The sequence below is a fragment of the Ketobacter sp. GenoA1 genome (assembly GCF_003671475.1).
In the GTDB taxonomy this organism is placed as follows: Bacteria; Pseudomonadota; Gammaproteobacteria; order Pseudomonadales; family Ketobacteraceae; genus Ketobacter.
Genome location: NZ_RCHM01000023.1, coordinates 654222 through 675818 on the forward strand (window position 1 = coordinate 654222; position 21597 = coordinate 675818).

Sequence of the window (21597 nt, forward strand, 5' to 3'; positions counted from 1 at the left end):
GTACTATGAAGCCAGGAACGAAACTTAAAAGCGCAGTTTGCGATACCGAAGTCATGGTCATTAAGGGAAGCGATGCTGTGGTTCATTGTGGCGGTCAACCTATGTCGGAATCCCCGGAGCGCGCACCAGATACCCTGGACGCAGCCTTTTCTGAAGGTACCAAAGTGGGTAAGCGTTACGTGGATGATGGTGGTGCAGTTGAACTGCTTTGCGTAAAAGCAGGAAAAGGTTCTCTGTCGATAGCAGGCAACCCGCTTCGCATTAAAGACAGCAAGCCTTTACCATCGTCTGACTGAAGGTTTTCTAATGAATATATCGCTGATTCTGCAGATGGCCGCGGAGGCCGAACCCGATCGAACGGCATTGGTTTGCAACGGGCGCCGATGGACCTATGGCACCTTATGGCAGGCAGCCAACGGCGCAGCCGTTAGTATCAGTCGTAGCGGCTGCTCATACGTGGCACTGCTTGATGAAAGCAGCGAAGCCACTGCTATTGCACTGTTTGGGGCCGCCCTGGCAGGAGTTCCCTATGTGCCGCTTAACTACAGGTTAGCTGATGCCGATCTGGCCGCCCTGCTGCACCGGATCAAGCCTGCGTATGCCGTGGGGGATGTTGAGCGTATCGTCCGCCTCAACCCGGAAGGAAGTCATCGTTGCCTGCAACGTAGGGATTTTGTCGCTGCTGCGGATTCCATTACCGAGCCGTTCGAAGAAAAGCAACTTGATGATGGCGCAGTGGCCGCGCAGATATTTACCAGTGGCACAACCTCTGCGCCCAAGGCCGCGTTGTTGAAACATGAAAATTTGCTCTCCTATATACTGGGTACAGTGGAATTCGGCTCCGCAGATCCAGAGGAAGGCAGCTTGGTGTGCGTGCCACCCTATCATATTGCGGGTATAGCGGCTTTATTAAGTTCGATTTACTCATTACGAAAAATAGTGCTGCTGCCGGCTTTTGATCCGGATGCCTGGTTGACACTGGTCAGCGAGGAAAAAGTAAGTAATGCCTTTGTTGTGCCCACCATGTTGTCACGCATTATTGGTCGTATTGATGAAAACGATTTCAAGCTCGATCTTTCAAGTCTGCAGGCCATTGCCTATGGTGGCGGGCCCATGCCATTGTCGGTCATCCAACGGGCCATGGAATTGTTTCCAGAATGTGGATTTACCAATGCCTACGGTCTGACTGAAACCAGTTCAACCATCGCCCTGCTAAGCCCCGACGATCACCGAGCGGCATTCGCCTCCACTGACCCTGCTGTGCGCATGCGTTTGGGATCAGTGGGTCGCCCTTTACCGACAATAGAACTGGAAATTCGGGACGAGGCAGGCCGTGTACTGCCTGCCGGTGAGCGTGGCGAAATTTATGTGCGCGGTGAGCAGGTTTCAGGTGAGTATCGTGAACGTACCGCCCTTGATGCCGAAGGCTGGTTTGCTACCCGGGATGCCGGCTGGCTTGATCACGATGGGTATTTGTTTCTCGGCGGGCGCGCCGATGATGTCATCGTTAGAGGCGGTGAGAATATTTCGCCGGCGGAAATTGAGGAAGTACTGATGACCCACCCGGCCATTGCTGATGCCGCGGCGGTAGCCGTACCTTCTGCGGAATGGGGGGAGGCAGTGGGCATTGCGGTAACCTGCAAGCCGGATAGCGCCATCCCTGATGATGCCGAACTCAAGATGCTGATAAAAAATCGGCTGCGTTCGTCCAGGGTTCCGGAGCGCGTTGCTGTTCTTGAGGCATTGCCCTATAACGAAATGGGGAAACTGTTACGTAGAGAAATCAGAAAGCTGTTTAGTGAATAACGTTAAGACTCTACAGCCACCTTATTCAGGTTGTCAGAATCAGGTGGCTGTGTAATCTTAGCTATGTTTGATTAAACACGTTCAATGATCATGGCGGGTGCCATTCCTCCTGCCGCACACATGGTTATCAGGCCTCGCTTCAGGTCCCTTCTTTCCAGCTCATCAAGCACTGTGCCAATCAAAACCGCGCCGGTTGCACCAATAGGATGACCCAGAGCAATGGCGCCGCCATTGACATTGATTTTGTCCCGATCGATGTTAAGGTCGCGTATAAATTTTTCAACCACTACGGCGAAGGCCTCGTTGACCTCCCAAAGATCGATGTCGGCTACGGTTAAGCCCGCTTTGGCCAATACTTTCTGTGCCGCTGGTACGGGTGCGTTTAACATCAGCGTGGGGTCGCCCCCCATATTGGCGGCGGCTACCACACGGGCCCTTGGTTTCCACCCCTGTCGATTGGCATAAGATTTTGATGCCATCAGTAACGCTGCCGCACCGTCAACAACGCCGGAAGAGTTACCCGGATGATGAAAATGGCCGATTTGCAGATCAGGATAGCGACGGTTTATCAGTTGCCGAAAGGTTGTACCTTCGGTATTGGCAGGCAAATCAGCAACCTTGGCAAAGCTGGGTTTCAATGCCGCCAGATCCGCCATGGTGGTTTGTGGCCTGGGGTGTTCATCACGGTCCAGCACAAGCTTGCCCTGGTCATCAAACACCGGGACAATGGACTTGTCAAAACGCCCTTCTTCTATGGCCATCGCTGCGCGGCGCTGGCTTTCCAACGCGTACTCATCCAATGCCGAGCGATCAATACCTTCCAGGGATGCAATGGCATCGGCACACAAGCCCTGATGGGATTGTGGGTGACGGGCCTGTAGCCGTGCATTGCCGGAACCAATTCCTAAGGATTTGAAACCGGCTTCCATTTCTTTCATGCCAAGTGCCGTTATCAGGGACATCATTTCCGTGCCACCGGCAATAATCAGATCTTCAAACCCGGAGATCAGCTGGCCCGCGGCCAGGTTGGCAGCACTGAGGCCACTACCGCAAAAGCGATCCAACGTTATACCGCTGGCGCAGACATCAAACCCGGCATCCAATGCCGCCATGCGCCCCAGGTCACCACCCTGCTGCCCCTTTTGGGCACTGGTTCCCCAAATGACGTCATCAACTTCTTTGGTGTTTATGTTGTTGCGTTCCTGGAGGGCCTTGAGTACAACAGCAGCCAAATGTTGAGGATGCATGTTCACCAGAGCGCCCTTGCCTACTTTTCCAGTTCCGCGAGGCGTTCGAACCGCATCGATGATAAACGCTTCGGACATGGTTTTGCTCTCTCTTCAGTTTAAAGGTCGTAATATCCCATGGTACAGCAAGGCGGGAGTACGGGCTCCCGCCTCCGTTTGCATCAGGCGGATTGCAGTTTCTTGCCTTCTTCGGCATGGTGTTGGAACATTTTCACCAGATCACCGGAGGTAATCCGCCTGGGTTGTTCCCCCTTTGCCAGCGGGCTGGCGCCACCACAGGAACGGGGCGTGGTGTCGACTTTGTCTTTGGCGGCCTGGGCGCGCAGCGCGCCTACCGTGAGGTCTTCTTTTTTAATGTGTTTAAACGGATCGAAGTTGAACCACTTCATCGCATTCAGATGGGTGATCTTATCAATTTGTGTATCGGTCAGGTGGCTCATCTGCTTCCACAGATGATCGGGACATTCTGGCCAGAGAGTGTCGGAATGAGGATAGTCACATTCATAGGCGATCAGATCTTCATTCAACTCCCCCAGATTCTTGAGGCCGTAGGCATCGTCAATGAAGCAGAGCATAAAATGCTTTTTGAACATTTCACTGGGTAACATGCCGCTGAAATGATTGTGGGTCCAGAATTTGTGACGGGAATGAGCAAAGTCCGCCCGTTCCAGAAAGTAGGGAACCCAGCCAATACTGGCTTCAGACAAGGCAATTTTCAGATTATATTCGTGCAGGGCACTGAGATGCAGCCAATCGGCAGCACCCACCGCGCTGGACATCGGCATGGTGGTGATCCAAGCTTCAATAGGGGTTTCCATAGAAGCGTGCGGCACTGGGTTACCAGCACCAATATGGAGACACATGGTGATATCGTGTTCGGCGATGGCTTTCCACATGGGTGTCCAGTATTCGTTATGAACACTGGGCAATTCCTGCTTGGTAGGGTTCTCGTTCAGGGAAACAGCGGTACACCCTTTTGCCGCGATTCGCTTGATTTCAGCAACGGTTGCGTCCATATCCCAGGTCGGCAAAATTGCGCAGGGGATGAATCGGCCGGGGTAGGCACCGCACCACTCATCTATGTGCCAATCGTTATAAGCACGCAGGTGCTTCAAAGAGAGTGCTTTATCCGGTGCCCGATGGAAGCGGCCTCCGTCAAAACCCACACAGGTCCCAAAGTTGAGTGACGCCGCAACCCCATTCACGTTCATATCGTTAATGCGTGCATCTACGTTGTACACGCCTTCACGCATTTCTTCCAGTGAATTGGGCTCCATACCATATTCTTCCAGGGGGCGCCCTACGACAGCGTTCAACCCCACTGACGGCATATACATACCCTGATAGGTCCAGTAACTCTTGCCATCCTCGTCGGTATTGAATTTAGGAGCCGTTTGCAGGTCTTCAGCAGACAAGTGCTTGTCGAACATATCGGGGGGTTCAGTAATGTGATCATCAACGCTGATAATCACCATATCGTTCATTTCCATGATTCCTGTCCTCAAGGTTACTCATTTTGGAGTTATTATTTTCAAACTCTGTCTATGCGTTGGTTTAACGTATCCTTACTTCTTTCACTGCGCTGTATTGAGTAAGCGGCGGCGAAGTCTCTTTGCTAAAATCCTGGATGCCTCCTACCCTTCGCGCCAGTTTTGCGCGTTCCGGTTGAAAGGTGTGGCAACTGGGAGGCATTCTGGTGGCATCGGATTGTTCTGCCAGTGGAATGACTCGTCCATTGGCGAGTATGTTGCCCCACTGCAGGAGCCGGGCCGGTTCCTGTAATTCCGGTGCCAGAGTGTCGATCCACGATCGCAGTTGGTCCAAACGAATTCCGGCTGCAGCTGCCGGCTCGGTAAGATGAAAGTTTTTTTCGATCCAATGTAACAGTAAACGGCGGTTGCTATAGATGGCTGCCTGCCGGGTATGATCTATAGGGTCGGAAACCCTTATATCGTAGATCGTAGGGTTCTCATCCAATGCATGAGCCGCACCCAACACAGCCAGATCGTAAAGATGGGTACAATTGATTTTTTTTTGCCCCTGTCGGGGGAATTCACTGAGCTTGGCTCCGCTGAAGGTTTGTAATAGCTGAGTGGTGGCACCCGGACAAGTGGACCAGGGTGCCCGGTGCATATCCGCTTCAATATTCAGAACCCTACCCTGGTTGTGGTGAAGCACTACACTCATACAGTGAAAATCATCCTCCAACTCTGCTATAACAGCATTCTCTGCAACACTATTCTGTACAACAGAGCGGGATGCTGGTGTGATGCGGATGCGACGCCAAAAGCCGTGATCGATCATCATTGGCATTAATCCCGGGCCAGAAGCAGTGCCGTTGCCAGCGGACCACCGCCTGAGGTGGCCACTGCCAGTTTGGGATCACCCTGTACTTGCCGCTCACCACCCAGGCCACGCAGTTGAACTACGGCTTCGTGAGCGAAGCCAAATCCATGGAGGCGGCCGGCCGCTATCTGTCCGCCAAAGGTATTCAGCGGCAGCTCACCGTCCAGTGCAATGCGGTGACCACCTTCGATAAACTTTCCACCTTCTCCCACTTCGCAGAAACCTAGTGCTTCAAGCCAGCTAACGGCAAGGTAACTGAAGCCGTCATAGAGCTGGGCGATGTCCACATCTGCGGGTTGATAATCAGTCCGGGCCCACAGATCCCTGCCGGTGGCATAGGATGCCATCCACTGAGCTTGATCCCAGCTGTGCCGATCCACGCTACCCGCCATGGCGGCGATCCTGACAGGTGCACAGGTCACCTCATGGAGTGAACTGCCCGCGGATACGATCAATACGGTTGAAGCATCGGTAAAACGATCGCAATCGTACAGGCACAGTGGGTCAGACAGCATGCGTGAAGACAGGTACTGGTCCATGGTCAGGGGTTCACGTACCAGGGCACGGGGGTTTAGCATGGCATTGGCGCGGTCGGTCAAAGCAATCTGTGCCAGTTGTTCCCGGGTTAAACCATACTGTTTAACGTGGCGCATGGCGTACTGAGCAACCCAATTTACCGCGGACAGCGCATTAAAAGGCGCCGTCCATTGACTATGGCCATCCACCCGATCACGTCTGGATACGGGGTACTCCTCAGGGCGGTCCATGGCCGCTGCTTCATACACTGTTCGATAACAGATAACGTGGCGCGCCTGTCCACTGCGAATGGCACCGACAGCGGCGACAATGGCGCCCAGCTGGGAACTGATTTCGCCGCCTCCGGCATACCAACGGGCCTGGATGCCGAGGGCATCAATGAGTTCGTCTGCGCCGATGGGCGAGAACCCGGGCATTTGAGGTACGCGGCCCGGGTACGTAGAAACACCATCAATTTGATCGATACCGAGGCCTGCTTCATCCAGTGCTTCCTTGACTGCGTCCACCGTCAACAACAGAGGATGGCGCGTCAGCTTGCGACCGATCTGTGATTGTCCGATTCCGGTTATGTAAGCTTCCGCATAGTTCATGGTTTACTTGGCCACTTTTTCAAATATTGGTAGAAAAACATCATCCTGCTGCAGAAAAGTCACCTGAACCTGGTCACCGATATCCACCTCGCTGACATCACATCCCACGATATTAGTCGTCAGGTAAACACCTGGTGCGTCATCCAGCGCAACCCGAGCAATAACGAAGGGAACATCCATTTTTGGGTGCCATTGCTGGTGGTTAATCGTGAATGTATCAATGACACCGTTGCCCGATACGGCTTTTGATTTGAGATTTTCAGAAAGGCAGTGGCGGCATACCGGGCGTGGCGGGTGTATGAATTGATCGCAGTCTGCACAATGTAAAATGCGTAATTCACCCAGCTCACCACCTGTCCAAAAGTCGCGATTGACTGAATCTAATCGAGGCAAAGCACGCATTTTCTCGTTAACTCCCAATGTGTCGACCTGTATTCAGCACTCAGATCTTTTTTATTATTAGACATCACTGATGATTACTATAAAGCATGGCTGCGGGTTAGTCCACCGGCATCGACAGCGTTGCGCCTGCAGCTAAGAGCGCTAGCATTAACCCACTGATTCCCCAGTGGGTTGCTGATCATCAGGGCCTGCAGGGCTGTGCCAGACTGCGTCCAATTGCAGTTGCATAAGCATTATTTTCGCCACTCAAATGATTGTTCAAAAGTGCACGTTTAAGAAACAGATGGCAGGGGTGTTCATCTGCCATGCCGATTCCTCCATGCAATTGCAGGCAATCTTCCGCCAGGGATGAGAACATGGACGTAGCACAACATTTTGCCGCCATGGCATGGGTTCTTGCGGTATTGGAATCCAATGCCGTCGCATCTGCCAGTGCCGCACTCAGCATGGCCTCCGCTGCAAGGACGGATGTTTTCATGTTCGCACAGCGGTGCTTCAATGCCTGGAACATGGCTAACGGGCGCTTGAACTGCACTCGTGATTGCAAATGCTCCACTGTTAATTCCAACAGGGCGTTGGCCCCTCCGATTGCGTCAGCGGACAAGGCAAAATCCCGTAATGAATACATCCTTCGGGTAAGTTCTACGGCTGACAGGCCTTCTGCCAGCACTATTTGTTTGCTTAACTCAATATCAGTTAGTTGCACTTCAAACAGGTTGCGGGTCTGATCCCAGGTGGGCGTTGGTATTATTTCAACCCCGGTTTGGGCCGGCTCAATCAATACGATACATTCTCCGGCGGAGGTGGCCACCAGAATTTGTCGGGCCTGATCTGCAGCCTGCACCGCTATGGCGGTACCGGTTATGCGGTTGTCGCTGAGTGTAATGTCGCTGTCGGCAAGGGGTGTTGTGATAAGTTCACCCGAGATTAATGATTCCAGCAATTGATCCCGCGCATCGGCTTGCGACTGGCTGATGATGTCTGCCGCCAGCATGGCCGGCAGGTAAGGGGCGGTTGATAAACCCCGCCCTAATTCAGAATGCATGATGGCAGCGCCCTTGATGCCGGCTTCCAATCCGCCCATATTTTCGGGCAGCGAAACCAGAAGCCAGCCCAATTCGATTATCTGCGACCAAACCACATCTTCCGTAGCAGCCAGCCCAAGATCATGCATTACCCGACGGGCAGATTGCTGCAGTTCTTCCAGTTCCACCATCATGCCCTGCCCTCCACCCGTTGCCAGCTTTTCGGCTCCCTTGGCATGCCAAGCATCCGCTCTGCGATGATGTTGCGTTGTACTTCATTGCTGCCACCGGCAATCGACCAGTTGTAGGAATTCATAAAATCAAGTGTCCAGTTTCCGGTTTCCTGTGTGGCACCGCGCATAAAACCGGTATGGTACTGGCCCTGTATACCACTCACTTGTACACCCAGCTTGGTAAAGTCACGCAACACCTGGGCGTAATATAATTTAACAACGGAGGCATCACCCACTTGCTCGGTCCCTGAAATACGCTTCATCAGGTATTGGTCGGCCAAAGCGCAGCCTGCGTCCACTGCGATGCTCAGTTTCCCCAGCGCCTGCAGGGTGGTGGTATCGTTTTGCAAACCCTGCGTTTCAATGGTGCGTACCAACATAGGCAGCGCATATCGCAGGCGCTGAGTCAACTCCACCAGAGTCAAGCCCCGCTCTGATGCCAGTGTTGCCTGTGCTACCGCCCAGCCTTCACCCTCGTTACCAACTCGATCTGCCACGGGAACCCTGACATCATCAAAAAAGATCTCAGCAAATTCGTCATCACCTGTAATTTGGGAGATTGGTCGAACGCTCACGCCAGGGGTTTTCATGTCCAGCAGCAGGTAGGTCAGGCCTGCCTGAGGTGGCCCGGAATGATCCGTTCTGGCAAGCAGCAGGCAAAAATCAGCATACTGAGCCATGGTCGACCAGGTTTTTTGACCATTAATAATATAATGATCACCGTGCAGTTCCGCTTTGGTGCGCAGCGATGCCAGATCGGACCCGGCATTGGGTTCTGAAAAGCCCTGGCACCATATCTTGCCATCCAGAATACCCTGTAGATATTTGTCCTGTTGTTGTTCTGTTCCGTATTCGAACAGGGTACAGGCCGCATGGTACAATGCGACGAAAAACAGAATCAGACGGGGTGCATCCGCCCGCGCAACTTCTTCAAATATAATTTTCTGCTCGGCCAGCGAGCGGCCGCCGCCATGCCAACCTTGCGGCCAGTGCGGTGTGGCATACCCTGCCTGTGACAATTTGCCAAACCATTCACGCTGTAGGGAGACGAATTTTTCCTGCTCCACGTTGGTCATTGTGTCGCGCCAGCCCGGAGGAGTATTCGCCTGCAACCAGGCCCGCACTTGCTGACGTAATTCCGACGTACTTTCATTTGAGGTCATACTGCTGCCTTCACATTGTGGCCGTTGGCGGGATTAAGCTCACACTCAGAGAGATAACGCACACCGGTAAGCGCCTCTGAAAGTTCCCACAGCCGCTTGCCGAATACCGGATCCTGGGCCAGAGGATTGAGTTTTGCCTTGCCGATGGGGCCTTTAATTTCAAACAGGCCAGTGGGGCCGTAGTAATCACCGCCCTTGGCGGTGTCCGATGTTGCGGCATAAACTATTTTTTCTGCAGCGTCCGGTGCTGTACCAACAACCCATTCCTGCATCTTGTCCTGATACCACTGGTGGAACGCATTCTTAGGTGCGGCTGCCCCATTCTTCTTGCCCACATCGGTCGCCGCAAAACCCGGATGAGCACCCAAAGCCATAATCTTCCTGCGGCTCTGTTTCAAACGCCGATCAAGCTCAATGGTGAAGCCAGCAGTAGCGATTTTGCTCTGTGCGTAGGCCCGCCACAGGTTATACTCGGTGCTTTCCCAGTTGGGGTCATCAAAGTTAAGCTTGCCAAAACGGTGAGCCAGGCTACCTACATTGACGATGCGAGTCTCCGAATCCGGATTGAAACAGGGCAATAGCAGCCCTGTGAGAGCAAAGGCGCCCAGATAGTTGGTGGCCATATGCATCTCATGCCCAACACTGTTACGGCTTAACTCCCGTGTGACTATTCCGGCGTTATTAATCAGCACATCCAAACTACCGATTTTCTTTTTAAAGGATTCCACGCAGTGCAGGATGGAATCCGGTTCCGATACATCAACAGTCAGGATCGTGACACGGGCATCGGGTACGTTTTGCAGAAGCTCCTCCCGCGCCTGTTCGGCTTTATCGAGGCTTCTGCAAGCCATAATGATATTGGCGCCTTTGGCTGCCAATTGCTGGGCCTGGAAATAACCTATACCGGAGTTAGCCCCAGTGATAAGTACGTTTTTGTTTGAAACATTCATTGTGATTCTGCCTTCGCGCTTGTGCGGACGCACCTTTATTCAATTGTTATATCAATTGTTGCCGCATAGAGTCTGCATTATCGATCAGCCGCATTATTCTGATTTTATTAGGGTTATTTAGGATAAATTCAGTTTGTTATAAGGTTTTTCCCACAACAATGCAGCGCCTGCATGTTCAGTTCAAATTACCCCTTAATCTTTGTGCCACAAAATACTTTAATAAACAACCCTGTTGACCAGTAAATGTGGTCGGTGCTAGCATGGATTGTTATAAAAATCAGCTGCCGGCAAACGGTGAATCCCAGGCTGCGGGTTCAAGGCCGCGTTACTGGATTTGACCAAAAACAATGATCAATATTGCGTTGGATTGCTTTCCTGCAACCCGGCTGGCTCCGTTGTCAGCCAAAACCCCTAAGCGACTTAGAGCTATATAATTCGCTCTGCTGGAACATCAGGTTGACCGGGGGCGGGAGAGTGTTGGCTGGAAGCGTCCAGCAAGGGCATGCAGTGACAGCGTAAAAAAGAATAAGGGGAAATGCTCTCCCCCATCCGTGGACACTATGGAGTCGCCATTCAAATGAATCTACATCTCTCAGACGATCAACGCATGATGCGTGAAAACTTCGCTCGCTTTCTAACAGAAGAAAGCAGCATGGAGCGCGTGCGTGCGGCACAGCCTGCAGGATTTGATTTGCGCCTGTGGCAAGGGTTGGCGGAAATGGGAGCGTTTTCCATGCGCGTGCCTGAAACGGCAGGAGGATTGGGCCTTGGGTTGTTTGATGCCCTGGTACTGATGGAGGAAGTGGGCAGAACGTTGGCCTGCGGTCCCATAGCGGAAACCCTGATTGCTACCCGACTGTTAGCATTGGTGGCCGCTGACGCGCAGGCTGAACTGCTGGACAAATGTATCCGTGGGGAAGCAATCGTCACTTTCGCATTTCACGATGTTGCCGGGCAACCAAAGCAATGGGTGGCCGGTGGTGCGGTGGCCGACTATGTGATCGCGCACAAAGGCCGCCAACTCCTGTTGGTGAGTCTGGGTGATCACAAGACTACCGAGCGTGAGGCCAATCTCGCATCCACTCCTTTGGCAGAAATTGATATCGGCAAATCAGCGACCAGTATCTTGTCGGAGAGTAACGAAGGAATGGCCGTGTTTAATCAATGCATGGAAGAGTGGAAATTACTGGTGGCCGCCGCACTGTCCGGATTATCGAGGGAAGCTGTCCATCTTGCCGCAGCATACGCCTGTGAACGCGAAGCGTTTGGCCAGCCTATTGGCTGCTATCAAGCCATTTCACATCCACTGGCAGACCGGATTACCGATATTGACGGCGGTAAGTACCTGGTTTGGAAAGCAGCCCATGATATTGCGAAGGCGATTCCAGAAGCCGCTGCAGAAGTATCCTTGTGTGCCTGGTGGAATGCGAAAACCGCAGGGTCAACCGTGGCTCATGCCCTGCACACCTTTGGCGGTTACGGTTTGACAACGGAGTACGATATTCACCTATACAACTTGCGAGCGAAGGATTGGTCGTTGGTGCTGGGTGATCCGGAGCGACTGCTGGAGGAAGCCGGGCGCCGGCTTTATGCCGGTGAAACCACAGCTCTGCCCGATGTGGGCGATGTGTTCATTGATTTTGATCTGGGCGATCAGGCCCGCGAAATGGCGGCGGAGCTGGATGCAGTCTTCACTGAGATTCTCACACCGGAATTAAAGGCGAAAGCCCACTACTCCTTTGATGGCTTTGATGCCGGGGTTCATAAAAAACTGGCAGAAGCCGGTTTGCTGTTCCCTGAATGGCCCAAGGAGGATGGAGGTCGTGCCGCGCCGCCCTATGCCATGACTGCCCTTTCCCATGTATGGGAGCAACATCATTGGAGCCATCACGCAGTGGGTACGACTTCTATGGTAGGTACGATGATCCGGCGCTTTGGCAGTGATGAGGTAAAGCGCGACGTATTATCTAAAATAGTATCAGGAGATGTGATTTGCAGTTTGGGTTACTCCGAACCCCATGCAGGCTCCGACGTGTTTGCCGCCAAAACCCGGGCCACCCGTGATGGCGATGGCTGGCGTATAGACGGCTCTAAAATGTTCACCAGCGGTGCCAACATTGCCCAGTACGTATTGATGTTAACCCGCACCAATACCGACGCTCCAAAACACAAAGGACTTACCATGTTCCTGGTACCGCTGGATACTCCCGGTGTTGAGGTTCAACCGGTGTATACCTTTCAGGAGGAACGCACCAACATCACGTATTATGAAAACGTAAAAGTTCCAGACAGCTATCGTCTGGGGGAAGTGGACGCTGGTTTAAAGGTGATGGCGGCGGGCCTGGAGCTTGAGCATGGCGGCGGCAGCTTCGCCAGTCACCAAAAGGCGATGGTGGATGCTGCAGCTGAATTGTGTCGCCAAATCCGCTATCAAGGCAAGCCGCTGATTGAAGATCCGGCGGCGCAAAAACGCCTGGCGAAATCCATGGCGCACTTCTATCTCACTGAAATGATTGCACGCAGATCGTTGTGGGCCGTGGTTGAAAAGCTACCCAATCTTGCATACGGCCCCATGGCGAAGTTGTTTTCCTCAGAGAAGTTCAAGGAGGATGCTGCAGACCTTCTGGATCTGACTGCTCCCTACTCGCTTTCCAAGCGTGCAGGTGCGGCGGCTGAACTGAATATGTGCTATCGCCATGCACAGGGTACAACCATCTACGGGGGCACCAGCGAGATCCATCGCAGCATGATTGCAGAGCGCGCATTGGGATTACCCAGAAGCCGTGCCAAGTAAATTTTCCACCCATTAATATTACCAGGGCTCATGCACGATGGAATTTCAATGGAATAAAGAACAACAAGCATTTCGCGCTACCGTACGCGAATTTCTTGACCGGCATTTGCCAGACAACTGGGAGCGCATTGCCCATGGCCCGGGATCCACTGCGCAAAGTCACTTTTCCAGGCAGTTCTGTGCCAATCTGGCGGCGGCTGGTTTGTTGGTACCCCATTGGCCGCAACGCTGGGGCGGGCAGGACGCGGATGCCTGGTCGGCCTTTATTCTGGCAGAAGAAATGTGGGCAGCCGGTGAGCCCCGGGGTGGCCAATATATGAATGTGAATTGGATTGGTCCCACTTTGATGCGGTTTGGCTCTGAAGCTCAGCAGCGTCGCTATATTCCACCAATGGCACAGGGAGAGACGCTCTGGTGTCAGGGGTTTTCTGAGCCGGAAGCAGGTTCTGATCTGGCGTCACTGCGGACTAAAGCTGAGCGCAATCAGGATCAGTACTGCATTAATGGTCAGAAGATCTGGACATCGTACGCGGCTGAAGCGGAAACCTGCTTTCTTCTGGCGCGAACCGGTAGCGGCAAGAAAGGTATTTCAATTTTTCTGGTACCGATGGACACACCGGGTATCACAGTGGTGGAGATCCCAAGCCTTATCGGGGAAGGCGACATCCATGAAGTATTTTTCGAGAATGTAATGGTGCCTGCCAGTGCCATGCTGGGTGAGGAAGGACAGGCCTGGGACATAGTGCGTACGGCATTATCGCTGGAGCGCGTGGGTATTCCCCGCTTTGCCCTGGCGTCAAGAATGCTGCGACGTGCAATCGCCATGTTAAAGCAGCGTAATGACTTTCATCATGGAGCCGTGACCCAGGCGGCCCGTGCCCATGCCGCTTGTGAGGCTGCCCGCCTCTTCAGTTATGAAATTATCGATCAACGACAAAAAGGCAATACTGTTGGCGCTGAAGCCAGTGTTGCCCGAGTTGCAACCGTTAATGCCGAGCGCATGGTCGCCGAATACGTTGTTGAGCACCTGCCCGAAGCCCTGGCCGGTGGTGATCCCCTGCTGCTGGCCCATCATCAGCGCGGTATAGTGGCGGGTATTGCATCCGGTGCCGCTGAGATTCAACTTAACCTGATTGCCACACAACTGCTGCAGTTACCACGGGAGCCGCGTTAATGGACTTTTCTCCAAATCCTGACCAGATCGCACTTAACAGTGCACTGGATAAACTGGCAGAAAATTTCAAGACACCGCCCACTGACTTTCGTCGATTTGCGTTGCTTGACAACTCACTGGACCAGGCATTGGAAAACGGTGGATTCTTCGAGGCAGCGAACATCCCTGAACTGGGGCCGGTGTCAGCAGCGATGATGGTGGAGACACTGGCGCGACTCCCCTACACGGCTGAAGTGGCGTTATCCATGCTGGTTCGGCCGCAGCTTGAGGGCGACTGGCCACGGCCGCTGGCGCTGGTTGAGAATGGGCGCCCGGGTCGGTTCGTCGCTGAGGCCGCTACCCTGATCATTCTGGATGGTGATCAGGTCGGCCTACTCAGCGCGCCAGCCGGTGCCACAGTGAAGGTAGAATCGCTTTTCGCTTATCCCATGGGAAAAACCAAAGAACAGCTTGCTTTCACACCGCTGGACAACACGCAAGCGAGTCGCATACGAACCTGGCTGCGTGTGGCGTTGTCGGCTGAGGTGGCGGGGTTGTTGCAGTCAGCGCTGGATGCTGCCACCGAACACTTGCGCCTGCGCAAACAGTTTGGCCGACCCCTGGGAAGCTTCCAGGCAGTACAGCACCGTATGGCTGAGTGTGCCGTGCTGACCCGCGGAGTGCGCCTGTTGGCATTGCAAGCGGCTTGGTCGGGCGATGCGGGAGACGCAGCGGTCGCAGCCTTGCATGCCCAGGAAAGTGCGTCACGCGTTGTTTACGATCTGCATCAGTTTATGGGGGCCATGGGCATGACATTGGAGTTCCCTTTGCATTTGTGGACATACCGATTAAAAGCCCTGCTCTCTGAGTTGAACGGCCGAAGCGCGCAAGCACATGCGGTGTCGGAGTATTGCTTTTTAGATAACAGTGAGAAGTCGGATGACTGATTCTACCCTGCCCCATTATCAAACGTTGAGAATTGAACGCACGGACCGCCTACTCACTGTAGAGATGAACCGACCGGAGCTATTGAATGCGGTCAATCTGCTGATGTTGACAGAGCTATCCGAAGTATTTATCTATGCGGCATCCGATCCGCACTCTGATGTTGTCCTGTTGACCGGTGCAGGCAGGGCATTTTCGGCAGGTGGTGATCTGGAACACATTGCCGGCAACGCCGAGCACCCTGAGCGTTTCGAGCACGAAGCGCGTCTGGCAAAAAAGATTATCTTTTCCATGTTGGATCTTGAGAAGCCATTGATATGCCGTCTTAACGGGCATGCTGTGGGGTTAGGGGCCACCCTGGCATTAATGTGTGACGTGATATTTGCAGTGGATTCTGCCAAAATCGGCGATCCCCACGTTGCCCTCGGGCTGGTGGCCGGGGATGGCGGTGCTGCAATCTGGCCGCAGCGCATCGGCTTTGGCCGCGCCAAGGAATACCTGATGACGGGAGAGCTACTGAGCGCCCCCAAAGCTGAGCAAATCGGCTTGATTAACCACAGTGTTGCCGCCGCAGAGCTGGATGATCGGGTTGATGCCTTCTGTCGTCGTTTGCTGGAAGGTGCGACCAAAGCGATACGCTGGACCAAAGTGCTGGTCAATCAGGAATTGAAGCGGGTTGTGCATTCGGTATTAGACACCGGCTTGGCCTACGAGGGGCTCAGCGCGCATTCGGCCGATCACAAAGAGGGTGTGCGGGCCTTACTGGAAAAACGCAAACCGGTCTATGGCCAGTCGCCGGAGCCCGAGCCAAAACAATAAATTAAACACTGATCCGGGAATTATCATAAAATCCATGCGAATTATTGCTGTACTGTTGTTACTCGCCCCGTTTTATTCCTTGGCTGAACCGGTAACAGCCGGCGAGTCCAATCCACTGGACACCATCACAGTGACCGCAACGCGGGTAGAAGCTCCCCTATCCACCCAAAGCAGTAGCCTAAGTGTGGTCACCAAACAGGACATCGAACAGGTTTCAGCAGTACATATAAGCGAACTTATGGTTCGGGTTCCCGGTGTCTGGATTACCCGTGGCAACGGCCAGGAACACCTTACGGCGATCCGTTCCCCAGTGCTTACCGGAGCGGGGAGTTGTGGGGCTTTCTACATGGCGGAGGACGGTGTTCCCGTCCGCCCTACTGGATTCTGTAACGTTAATCAGCTGTTTGATACTAATTCTGAGCAGGCACAGCGCATTGAAGTGTTGCGGGGGCCCGGTACGGTGCTGCACAGTTCAGATGCAGTGCATGGGGTGATCAATCTCATAAGCGAAGCACCTGTACCATGGGGCAGCGAGCCTGAGACTTCGTTTCAGGTTGAAGCGGGCCCCGATGACTATGGGCGTGTAAAGTTAGGTACCAGTGACAGAATAGGCCAGGTTGGTTATCGGGTTAGCGTGAACGGTGCCAGTGATCATGGTTATCAGGATGACTCAGGCTTTGATCAACAGAAACTCACAGCCAGGCTGGATTACGAGGGGGCACAGTGGTCCAGCTTCAGCCTGCTTAATGTAAGCAACCTCAACCAGGAAACGGCCGGGTATGTTGTCGGTGAAGACGCTTACAAAGATGATCAACTGCGCAAGCAAAACCCCAATCCGGAAGCCTATCGAGACAGTCAGGCTGTCCGTTGGCAGACGCATTTTGAACGTGTTTTGGAAGACGACAGCGTTCTGATAGTAACGCCTTTTGCCCGCCATTCGGAAATGGAGTTCCTGATGCATTTTCTTCCGGGACAGCCGATCGAAGAGAATGGACAGAACAGTGCCGGTGTGCAAACCACCTATATCAAGTCGATCACAGATAGGCTGCAAATTACCACCGGCATTGATATGGAAATCACCGAAGCCTTTCTCAAGCAGTATCAACCAACTGAATCCCTTTGGTTCCTGCCTGCGGGCCAACACTATGACTATGAGGTGAATGCGCAGTTAGGCGCAGCTTTCTTAAGCACAGAATACCAGTGGACGGAAAAACTGGGTGTTATCATGGGTGGGCGCTATGAACAACTGAGGTATGACTATAACAATGGCATGATAAGCGGTAATACAGATGAGGAAGGAAACCAATGCGTCAGCCCGAGCTCTGGAGCAACCGGTTGTCGATATACCCGCCCTGAGGACCGCAAAGACGATTTTGAAAACACCTCCCTCAACCTGGGCTTGGTTTACCGTTTCAGTGATGCCCTTATTGCCAGTAGCCGCTTCAGTCATGGTTTCCGCGCACCACAGGCAACCGAGTTGTATCGGTTACAGTCTGGCCAGGAGATCGCCAATCTGGATTCTGAAGAAATCGGCAGCATTGAAGTGTCCATTAAGGGCACATTAAACGATTTCAGTTATGACCTGGTTGGTTTTTACATGACTAAAGACAACGTTATATTTCAGTCAGCGGCCAGGCAAAATATCGATAATGGTGAAACGCGCCACTATGGTTTGGAGTACCAGCTTTTCTGGCCGTTTTCGGATCATTGGTACATCAATGCAGGTGGGTCCTTTGCCCGCCATCAATACACCAGCGATGTTTCTGCTCCCGGTTCCGATTCAACACTCAGCACTGACGGCAACGATATGGTTTCGGCGCCCAGCCATATGGGCTCGGTTCAGGTCGCCTGGCAACCGAGCTCGAAAACCAGCCTGGAATTGGAATGGGTTTCCATGGGTAAGTACTATACCGACCTGGAAAATGACCACCACTATGATGGGCATCAGCTGCTTAACCTTCGATTGCGCCAACAGCTCACCAATCGTGTGAGTGCAGGGCTGCGATTGTTGAATCTCACTGATCGCTATTATGCCGAACGAGCGGATTACAGTGGCTTTGCCGGTGACCGCTATTTTATTGGCAAGCCCCGTTCGCTGTACGCTGATATCCGGGCCACATTTTGACGGTATACTCGGTTTACATGGCGTTGTGTGCGCTATTGGACGGTGAACTGAAATCGCGAATCATGGTGTGCACGGAGTAAGTTGCAAGTAAGCGACCATCGATGGCAAAGATCTTGCCAATGCCCTGGGCCTGCCCTCTTCCCGCATACACTGCGTCATTGACGTAAAGCATCCACTGGCTGACATCGACGTCATCGTGGAAGTTTATATCCGTTTTCAAGGGGCCGGTGGACAAGGATACATGCGCCAGCGCCTGACTGAGCCCTGCATGGGGACGCAGTGCCGCCGCGATGGTCCAATGGGTGGTGGCCTGGGTCATTAACGCACAATGAAGATACGGCTTATCCGGTGCGTCACGGAAGCGAATCCAGGCGTACAGCTCCGGTGGGCCAATATGATCCAGATCGTTGGTGTAGGCCCCGTCGACAATGCGAATCTCGCGCCCGGTTACTTTCATATCGATGGGTACTGCGTTGTCCGGTCCAGCCACATCCGGCATCGTCATGGTGTGACGAATGCGGTCGGCCGGTGTATTATCCATCAACACAATCCCGGCGGAGCGAAGTTGATTATTCTGAACGGTTTTTACGTCCAGGGTTGAAAAACTACGCCCCGCCCGTACTACGTCAACGTGAACCTCCATGGGCAAATCGAAGCTGGCCGCTTTGCTGAATATCATGGACGCCGAGGTGACCCGTTGTTCCGGGATTGTTTTCGAGGCCGCCACAATCGCCTGAGCTAACTGGTGGCCGCCCTCCACCACGCTGCGCCGTTGCTTATCCTTTTGCAACTCGATGAAGGTGCCGCGCGGGGGATTGGGGTAAGGATCGCTACCATAGCGGTTCTCCGTCGCGGGCTTCACGTCAAGCAAATGCACCAGGTCCTGCTGGTCACCCCAGATCGGCAATCTGGTAGCAACGGAATGCTCCTGATCGCCGCTCCAGCTTTGCAGTAATTCCACTGCAAGCTGTTCTGTATCAAAGGAAACGTAGCCTTTGAGTCCATCAACCTCGGGAAAGGGATCTTGATATGCCCAAGCTATGTTGTCGAGGTCGGGAGACGCCTGCTTTTTCTTTACAGACCAGTAACCTGCTTCACCTTTAAAAGGGCAAAATGTGATTTGCTGCGAAGGCTCCAGTAACGCCCAGTTCACATCACTCTCTGGAAAATACAGCCTGTCATCATGCTCGGATTCTTGCACCAGAAGGCAGGCTTTACTATAAGCAAGCAGTTGGCCATCAGCAGTAACTCTGCCGGTGGACCGACAAGGCTTCAATGCCACCCGGTAATCTGGATACCGGCCCCATGCAGAATGCCGCACACTCATAAAGTGACTCCCTGAGAGCGCGGACAGGGATTGTCCGGGCCCCGTTATTTTTTTGGTTTTTTATTGCTGCCCACTGCAGTTAGCTCAGGCGCTTTCACCGCAACAAATCCGTGCAAGGTCAGGCGTAATACCTCATTGCCGAAACGCTGCGCCATCTGTTTACGCATTTTTTTGGATTTGGCGTGTGAGTCGACCCACACTGGCCAAAGGAAGAATCCCGATAACATCAATACCGCCAGGGCTTCAATGTCGATGTCTGGCTCACTGACATCACTGTTGGCCAACCTTTCGATCGCCTGCAGAAAACGCTTATAGAATACGTCTTCCTTTGGATCTTTCTTGGAGAGCAGATCGAACAGCCAAATGCGGCTGCTCTCCGGATTCTCCACAGTGTACAGTGCCATGCGCATGGTGAATCCTGCCATGCGTTTTATAACATCAGGCAGATGTTGAAGATCAGGTTCCAGATCATCATCAACGGGTTTGTCGCCTGCTTCAGATTCCTCGAACACCGCTTCCAGCAGTTGATGGCTCACCCGTTCCATTGTTGCCTGGATCAGATCTTCCTTGGCCAGGAAGTGCTGATAGGCAGTGCCGCGATTGACACCCGCCAGATTCGCAACACGGGAAACACTCAACGCTTCTGCCCCATCCTGTGCCAATATCGATTGAGCCGCATCCAGAATTGCCGTTCGAGTGCCTTCCGGATCTCTTCTGCGCCGCTCGCGAGGTTTTGTTTCTGCCATTTGGGAATCCCATTTTATGAGTCATTCAAAAAGTCAAATAATCATCGAAGTGTAACATGCTATGAACCACTTTTCATCGAATTAACCCAGGCATGGATGCAGCCGAAAGACCCATGGACGGCACCGCGATTCATGGGCATAATAGTCAACATTGTTGTATTGTACAATAGTGGAGGCGTTTTCTGTTTCATAACGTGATAGCGCCTGCCGCTCATTAAATTAACCCAAGTTAATCAGAGACAGAAAACGCCATGCAATTGTCAGAGACGCAACAGGCCATCACCGATGCCGTGCGGAGCTTCGCTCGCGATCGACTTCGCCCCTGTACATTCCAGTATGAAGCCGATGGTGGATATCCGCCTGAACTGTTTGAGGAACTTGCCGGTCTTGGGCTGATGGGGATGACCGCACCTCTGCAGGTGGGTGGAGCCGGAGCGGACTACGTTTCCTATGCCCTGGCATTAATGGAGGTTGCGGCCGCAGATGGCGCCTTGTCGACTATTTTGTCGATCCAGAACAGCCTGATCGTATCGGCGCTGCTGAACGACGGTGATCAGGCACAACGTGAACGTTTCCTGCCGGATCTTATTAGTGGCCGCATGATCGGTGCCTTTGCCCTGACCGAAGCGGATGCCGGTTCAGACGCTGCTGCTCTGCGAACCAAAGCGACCAAAGCGGAAGGTGGATACGTTCTAAATGGCTCGAAACAGTTCATCACATCCGGCAACATTGCCAAACTGGCCATTGTTTTCGCCGTCACTGACCCAACCGCGGGGAAAAAAGGAATCAGCAGCTTTCTGGTACCCACTGATCGCGCAGGCTACCAGGTCGATAAAGTCGAGCATAAGCTGGGTCAATACGCTTCAGACACCTGCGCCCTGCGCTTTGAGAATGTGTTGTTGGAGCCGGAGCTGCGCCTGGGTGAAGAAGGCGAGGGTTATCGTATCGCACTGTCCAATCTTGAATTTGGACGTATTGGAATTGCGGCGCAATCCATTGGCATGGCTCAGGCGGCGCTGGATATCGCCGTTAATTATGCCAAAGATCGTCAGTCCATGGGTAAACCCATTATACATCATCAGGCCGTAGGGTTTCGTCTTGCTGATCAGGCGGCGCGTCTTGAGGCTGCCCGTCAACTGGTGCTTCATGCCGCCAGCGTGAAAGATGCCGGGGCCCCCTGTTTAAAGGAGGCTTCCATGGCCAAGTTGGTTGCGTCTGAAACCGCTGAGGCTGTGTGCTCGGCGGCCATTCAAACCCTGGGTGGCTATGGTTACCTGGAGGAATTTGGTCTGGCCAAAATCTATCGGGATGTGCGGGTCTGCCAGATTTACGAAGGTACCTCAGATATACAGCGCATGGTGATTGCTCGCGCTTTATAAAACGGCGCAA

General features: G+C 53.2%; 18 protein-coding genes. 8 read left to right on the forward strand and 10 right to left on the reverse strand.

What is annotated here, in order from left to right; genetic code table 11:
• Window positions 1-5 precede the first annotated feature (5 nt).
• Window positions 6-296 (forward strand): hypothetical protein, encoded by a 291-nt coding sequence (locus tag D9N13_RS11515; RefSeq protein ID WP_290589719.1) that lies wholly within the window; start codon window positions 6-8, stop codon window positions 294-296.
• Between the two features lie 10 nt (window positions 297-306).
• Complete coding sequence (locus tag D9N13_RS11520; protein WP_290589722.1) at window positions 307-1806, forward strand: class I adenylate-forming enzyme family protein; 1500 nt, start codon at window positions 307-309, stop codon at window positions 1804-1806.
• A 71-nt stretch (window positions 1807-1877) separates the two neighbouring features.
• Here D9N13_RS11520 and D9N13_RS11525 read toward each other — a convergent pair whose 3' ends face one another.
• The 8 genes from D9N13_RS11525 to D9N13_RS11560 all read right to left on the reverse strand — a co-directional run bounded on the left by D9N13_RS11525 (window position 1878) and on the right by D9N13_RS11560 (window position 10299).
• A complete protein-coding gene (locus D9N13_RS11525) occupies window positions 1878-3131 on the reverse strand; it encodes an acetyl-CoA C-acetyltransferase (protein ID WP_290589725.1) in 1254 nt (417 codons plus the stop codon).
• Window positions 3132-3214: 83 nt separating this feature from the next.
• Complete coding sequence (locus tag D9N13_RS11530; RefSeq protein WP_290589727.1) at window positions 3215-4543, reverse strand: amidohydrolase family protein; 1329 nt, start codon at window positions 4541-4543, stop codon at window positions 3215-3217.
• 64 nt (window positions 4544-4607) lie between these two features.
• A complete protein-coding gene (locus tag D9N13_RS11535) occupies window positions 4608-5360 on the reverse strand; it encodes a DUF2889 domain-containing protein (protein ID WP_290589730.1) in 753 nt (250 codons plus the stop codon).
• 5 nt (window positions 5361-5365) lie between these two features.
• Window positions 5366-6526 (reverse strand): thiolase family protein, encoded by a 1161-nt coding sequence (locus D9N13_RS11540; RefSeq protein ID WP_290589733.1) that lies wholly within the window; start codon window positions 6524-6526, stop codon window positions 5366-5368.
• A gap of 3 nt (window positions 6527-6529) precedes the next feature.
• Window positions 6530-6946 (reverse strand): Zn-ribbon domain-containing OB-fold protein, encoded by a 417-nt coding sequence (locus D9N13_RS11545; protein ID WP_290589736.1) that lies wholly within the window; start codon window positions 6944-6946, stop codon window positions 6530-6532.
• A 163-nt stretch (window positions 6947-7109) separates the two neighbouring features.
• On the reverse strand, window positions 7110-8147 hold the full coding sequence (locus tag D9N13_RS11550; protein WP_290589739.1) for an acyl-CoA dehydrogenase family protein: 1038 nt from the start codon (window positions 8145-8147) through the stop codon (window positions 7110-7112).
• The gene (locus D9N13_RS11555; RefSeq protein WP_290589742.1) at window positions 8144-9349 is read right to left on the reverse strand and encodes an acyl-CoA dehydrogenase family protein; all 1206 of its coding nucleotides are present in this window, start codon (window positions 9347-9349) and stop codon (window positions 8144-8146) included. The genes D9N13_RS11550 and D9N13_RS11555 overlap by 4 nt, the downstream gene beginning before the upstream one ends.
• Window positions 9346-10299, reverse strand: a complete 954-nt coding sequence (locus tag D9N13_RS11560) for an SDR family NAD(P)-dependent oxidoreductase (RefSeq protein ID WP_290589745.1) — start codon at window positions 10297-10299, stop codon at window positions 9346-9348. Before D9N13_RS11560 ends, D9N13_RS11555 begins: the two co-directional genes overlap by 4 nt.
• 577 nt (window positions 10300-10876) lie before the next feature.
• Between D9N13_RS11560 and D9N13_RS11565 the strand changes: the two genes are divergently transcribed.
• The 5 genes from D9N13_RS11565 to D9N13_RS11585 are packed head-to-tail and all read left to right on the forward strand — an operon-like array spanning window position 10877 to window position 18135.
• A complete protein-coding gene (locus tag D9N13_RS11565; RefSeq protein ID WP_290589747.1) occupies window positions 10877-13093 on the forward strand; it encodes an acyl-CoA dehydrogenase family protein in 2217 nt (738 codons plus the stop codon).
• Between the two features lie 37 nt (window positions 13094-13130).
• Window positions 13131-14267, forward strand: coding sequence for an acyl-CoA dehydrogenase family protein (locus D9N13_RS11570; RefSeq protein WP_290589750.1), 1137 nt, complete (start codon window positions 13131-13133; stop codon window positions 14265-14267).
• On the forward strand, window positions 14267-15193 hold the full coding sequence (locus D9N13_RS11575; protein WP_290589753.1) for an acyl-CoA dehydrogenase family protein: 927 nt from the start codon (window positions 14267-14269) through the stop codon (window positions 15191-15193). Before D9N13_RS11570 ends, D9N13_RS11575 begins: the two co-directional genes overlap by 1 nt.
• Window positions 15186-16010 (forward strand): enoyl-CoA hydratase/isomerase family protein, encoded by an 825-nt coding sequence (locus tag D9N13_RS11580; RefSeq protein WP_290589756.1) that lies wholly within the window; start codon window positions 15186-15188, stop codon window positions 16008-16010. The genes D9N13_RS11575 and D9N13_RS11580 overlap by 8 nt, the downstream gene beginning before the upstream one ends.
• Window positions 16011-16044: 34 nt before the next feature.
• Entirely contained in the window at window positions 16045-18135 is a 2091-nt protein-coding gene (locus D9N13_RS11585) for a TonB-dependent receptor (protein ID WP_290589759.1), read from the forward strand.
• Between the two features lie 13 nt (window positions 18136-18148).
• Here the strand turns inward: D9N13_RS11585 and D9N13_RS11590 are convergent, their stop codons facing one another.
• Both D9N13_RS11590 and D9N13_RS11595 read right to left on the reverse strand, forming a co-directional pair.
• Window positions 18149-19462 carry a DUF427 domain-containing protein gene (locus D9N13_RS11590; protein WP_290589762.1) on the reverse strand — a complete coding sequence of 438 codons (1314 nt, stop codon included), beginning with the start codon at window positions 19460-19462 and terminating at the stop codon, window positions 18149-18151.
• 44 nt (window positions 19463-19506) lie between these two features.
• The gene (locus D9N13_RS11595; RefSeq protein ID WP_290589765.1) at window positions 19507-20208 is read right to left on the reverse strand and encodes a TetR/AcrR family transcriptional regulator; all 702 of its coding nucleotides are present in this window, start codon (window positions 20206-20208) and stop codon (window positions 19507-19509) included.
• A gap of 251 nt (window positions 20209-20459) precedes the next feature.
• On the opposite strand from D9N13_RS11595, the gene D9N13_RS11600 reads away from it, so the two are divergent.
• Window positions 20460-21587, forward strand: coding sequence for an acyl-CoA dehydrogenase family protein (locus tag D9N13_RS11600; RefSeq protein WP_290589767.1), 1128 nt, complete (start codon window positions 20460-20462; stop codon window positions 21585-21587).
• Window positions 21588-21597: the final 10 nt, after the last annotated feature.

What these genes read in the sequence shown, in the direction of transcription:
- D9N13_RS11515 (WP_290589719.1), top strand. Translation starts at nt 6, where the DNA reads ATGAAGCCAGGAACGAAACTTAAAAGCGCAGTTTGCGATACCGAAGTC.
- D9N13_RS11520 (WP_290589722.1), top strand. Translation starts at nt 307, where the DNA reads ATGAATATATCGCTGATTCTGCAGATGGCCGCGGAGGCCGAACCCGAT.
- D9N13_RS11525 (WP_290589725.1), bottom strand. Translation starts at nt 3,131, where the DNA reads ATGTCCGAAGCGTTTATCATCGATGCGGTTCGAACGCCTCGCGGAACT.
- D9N13_RS11530 (WP_290589727.1), bottom strand. Translation starts at nt 4,543, where the DNA reads ATGGAAATGAACGATATGGTGATTATCAGCGTTGATGATCACATTACT.
- D9N13_RS11535 (WP_290589730.1), bottom strand. Translation starts at nt 5,360, where the DNA reads ATGATGATCGATCACGGCTTTTGGCGTCGCATCCGCATCACACCAGCA.
- D9N13_RS11540 (WP_290589733.1), bottom strand. Translation starts at nt 6,526, where the DNA reads ATGAACTATGCGGAAGCTTACATAACCGGAATCGGACAATCACAGATC.
- D9N13_RS11550 (WP_290589739.1), bottom strand. Translation starts at nt 8,147, where the DNA reads ATGATGGTGGAACTGGAAGAACTGCAGCAATCTGCCCGTCGGGTAATG.
- D9N13_RS11555 (WP_290589742.1), bottom strand. Translation starts at nt 9,349, where the DNA reads ATGACCTCAAATGAAAGTACGTCGGAATTACGTCAGCAAGTGCGGGCC.
- D9N13_RS11560 (WP_290589745.1), bottom strand. Translation starts at nt 10,299, where the DNA reads ATGAATGTTTCAAACAAAAACGTACTTATCACTGGGGCTAACTCCGGT.
- D9N13_RS11565 (WP_290589747.1), top strand. Translation starts at nt 10,877, where the DNA reads ATGAATCTACATCTCTCAGACGATCAACGCATGATGCGTGAAAACTTC.
- D9N13_RS11570 (WP_290589750.1), top strand. Translation starts at nt 13,131, where the DNA reads ATGGAATTTCAATGGAATAAAGAACAACAAGCATTTCGCGCTACCGTA.
- D9N13_RS11575 (WP_290589753.1), top strand. Translation starts at nt 14,267, where the DNA reads ATGGACTTTTCTCCAAATCCTGACCAGATCGCACTTAACAGTGCACTG.
- D9N13_RS11580 (WP_290589756.1), top strand. Translation starts at nt 15,186, where the DNA reads ATGACTGATTCTACCCTGCCCCATTATCAAACGTTGAGAATTGAACGC.
- D9N13_RS11585 (WP_290589759.1), top strand. Translation starts at nt 16,045, where the DNA reads ATGCGAATTATTGCTGTACTGTTGTTACTCGCCCCGTTTTATTCCTTG.
- D9N13_RS11590 (WP_290589762.1), bottom strand. Translation starts at nt 19,462, where the DNA reads ATGAGTGTGCGGCATTCTGCATGGGGCCGGTATCCAGATTACCGGGTG.
- D9N13_RS11595 (WP_290589765.1), bottom strand. Translation starts at nt 20,208, where the DNA reads ATGGCAGAAACAAAACCTCGCGAGCGGCGCAGAAGAGATCCGGAAGGC.
- D9N13_RS11600 (WP_290589767.1), top strand. Translation starts at nt 20,460, where the DNA reads ATGCAATTGTCAGAGACGCAACAGGCCATCACCGATGCCGTGCGGAGC.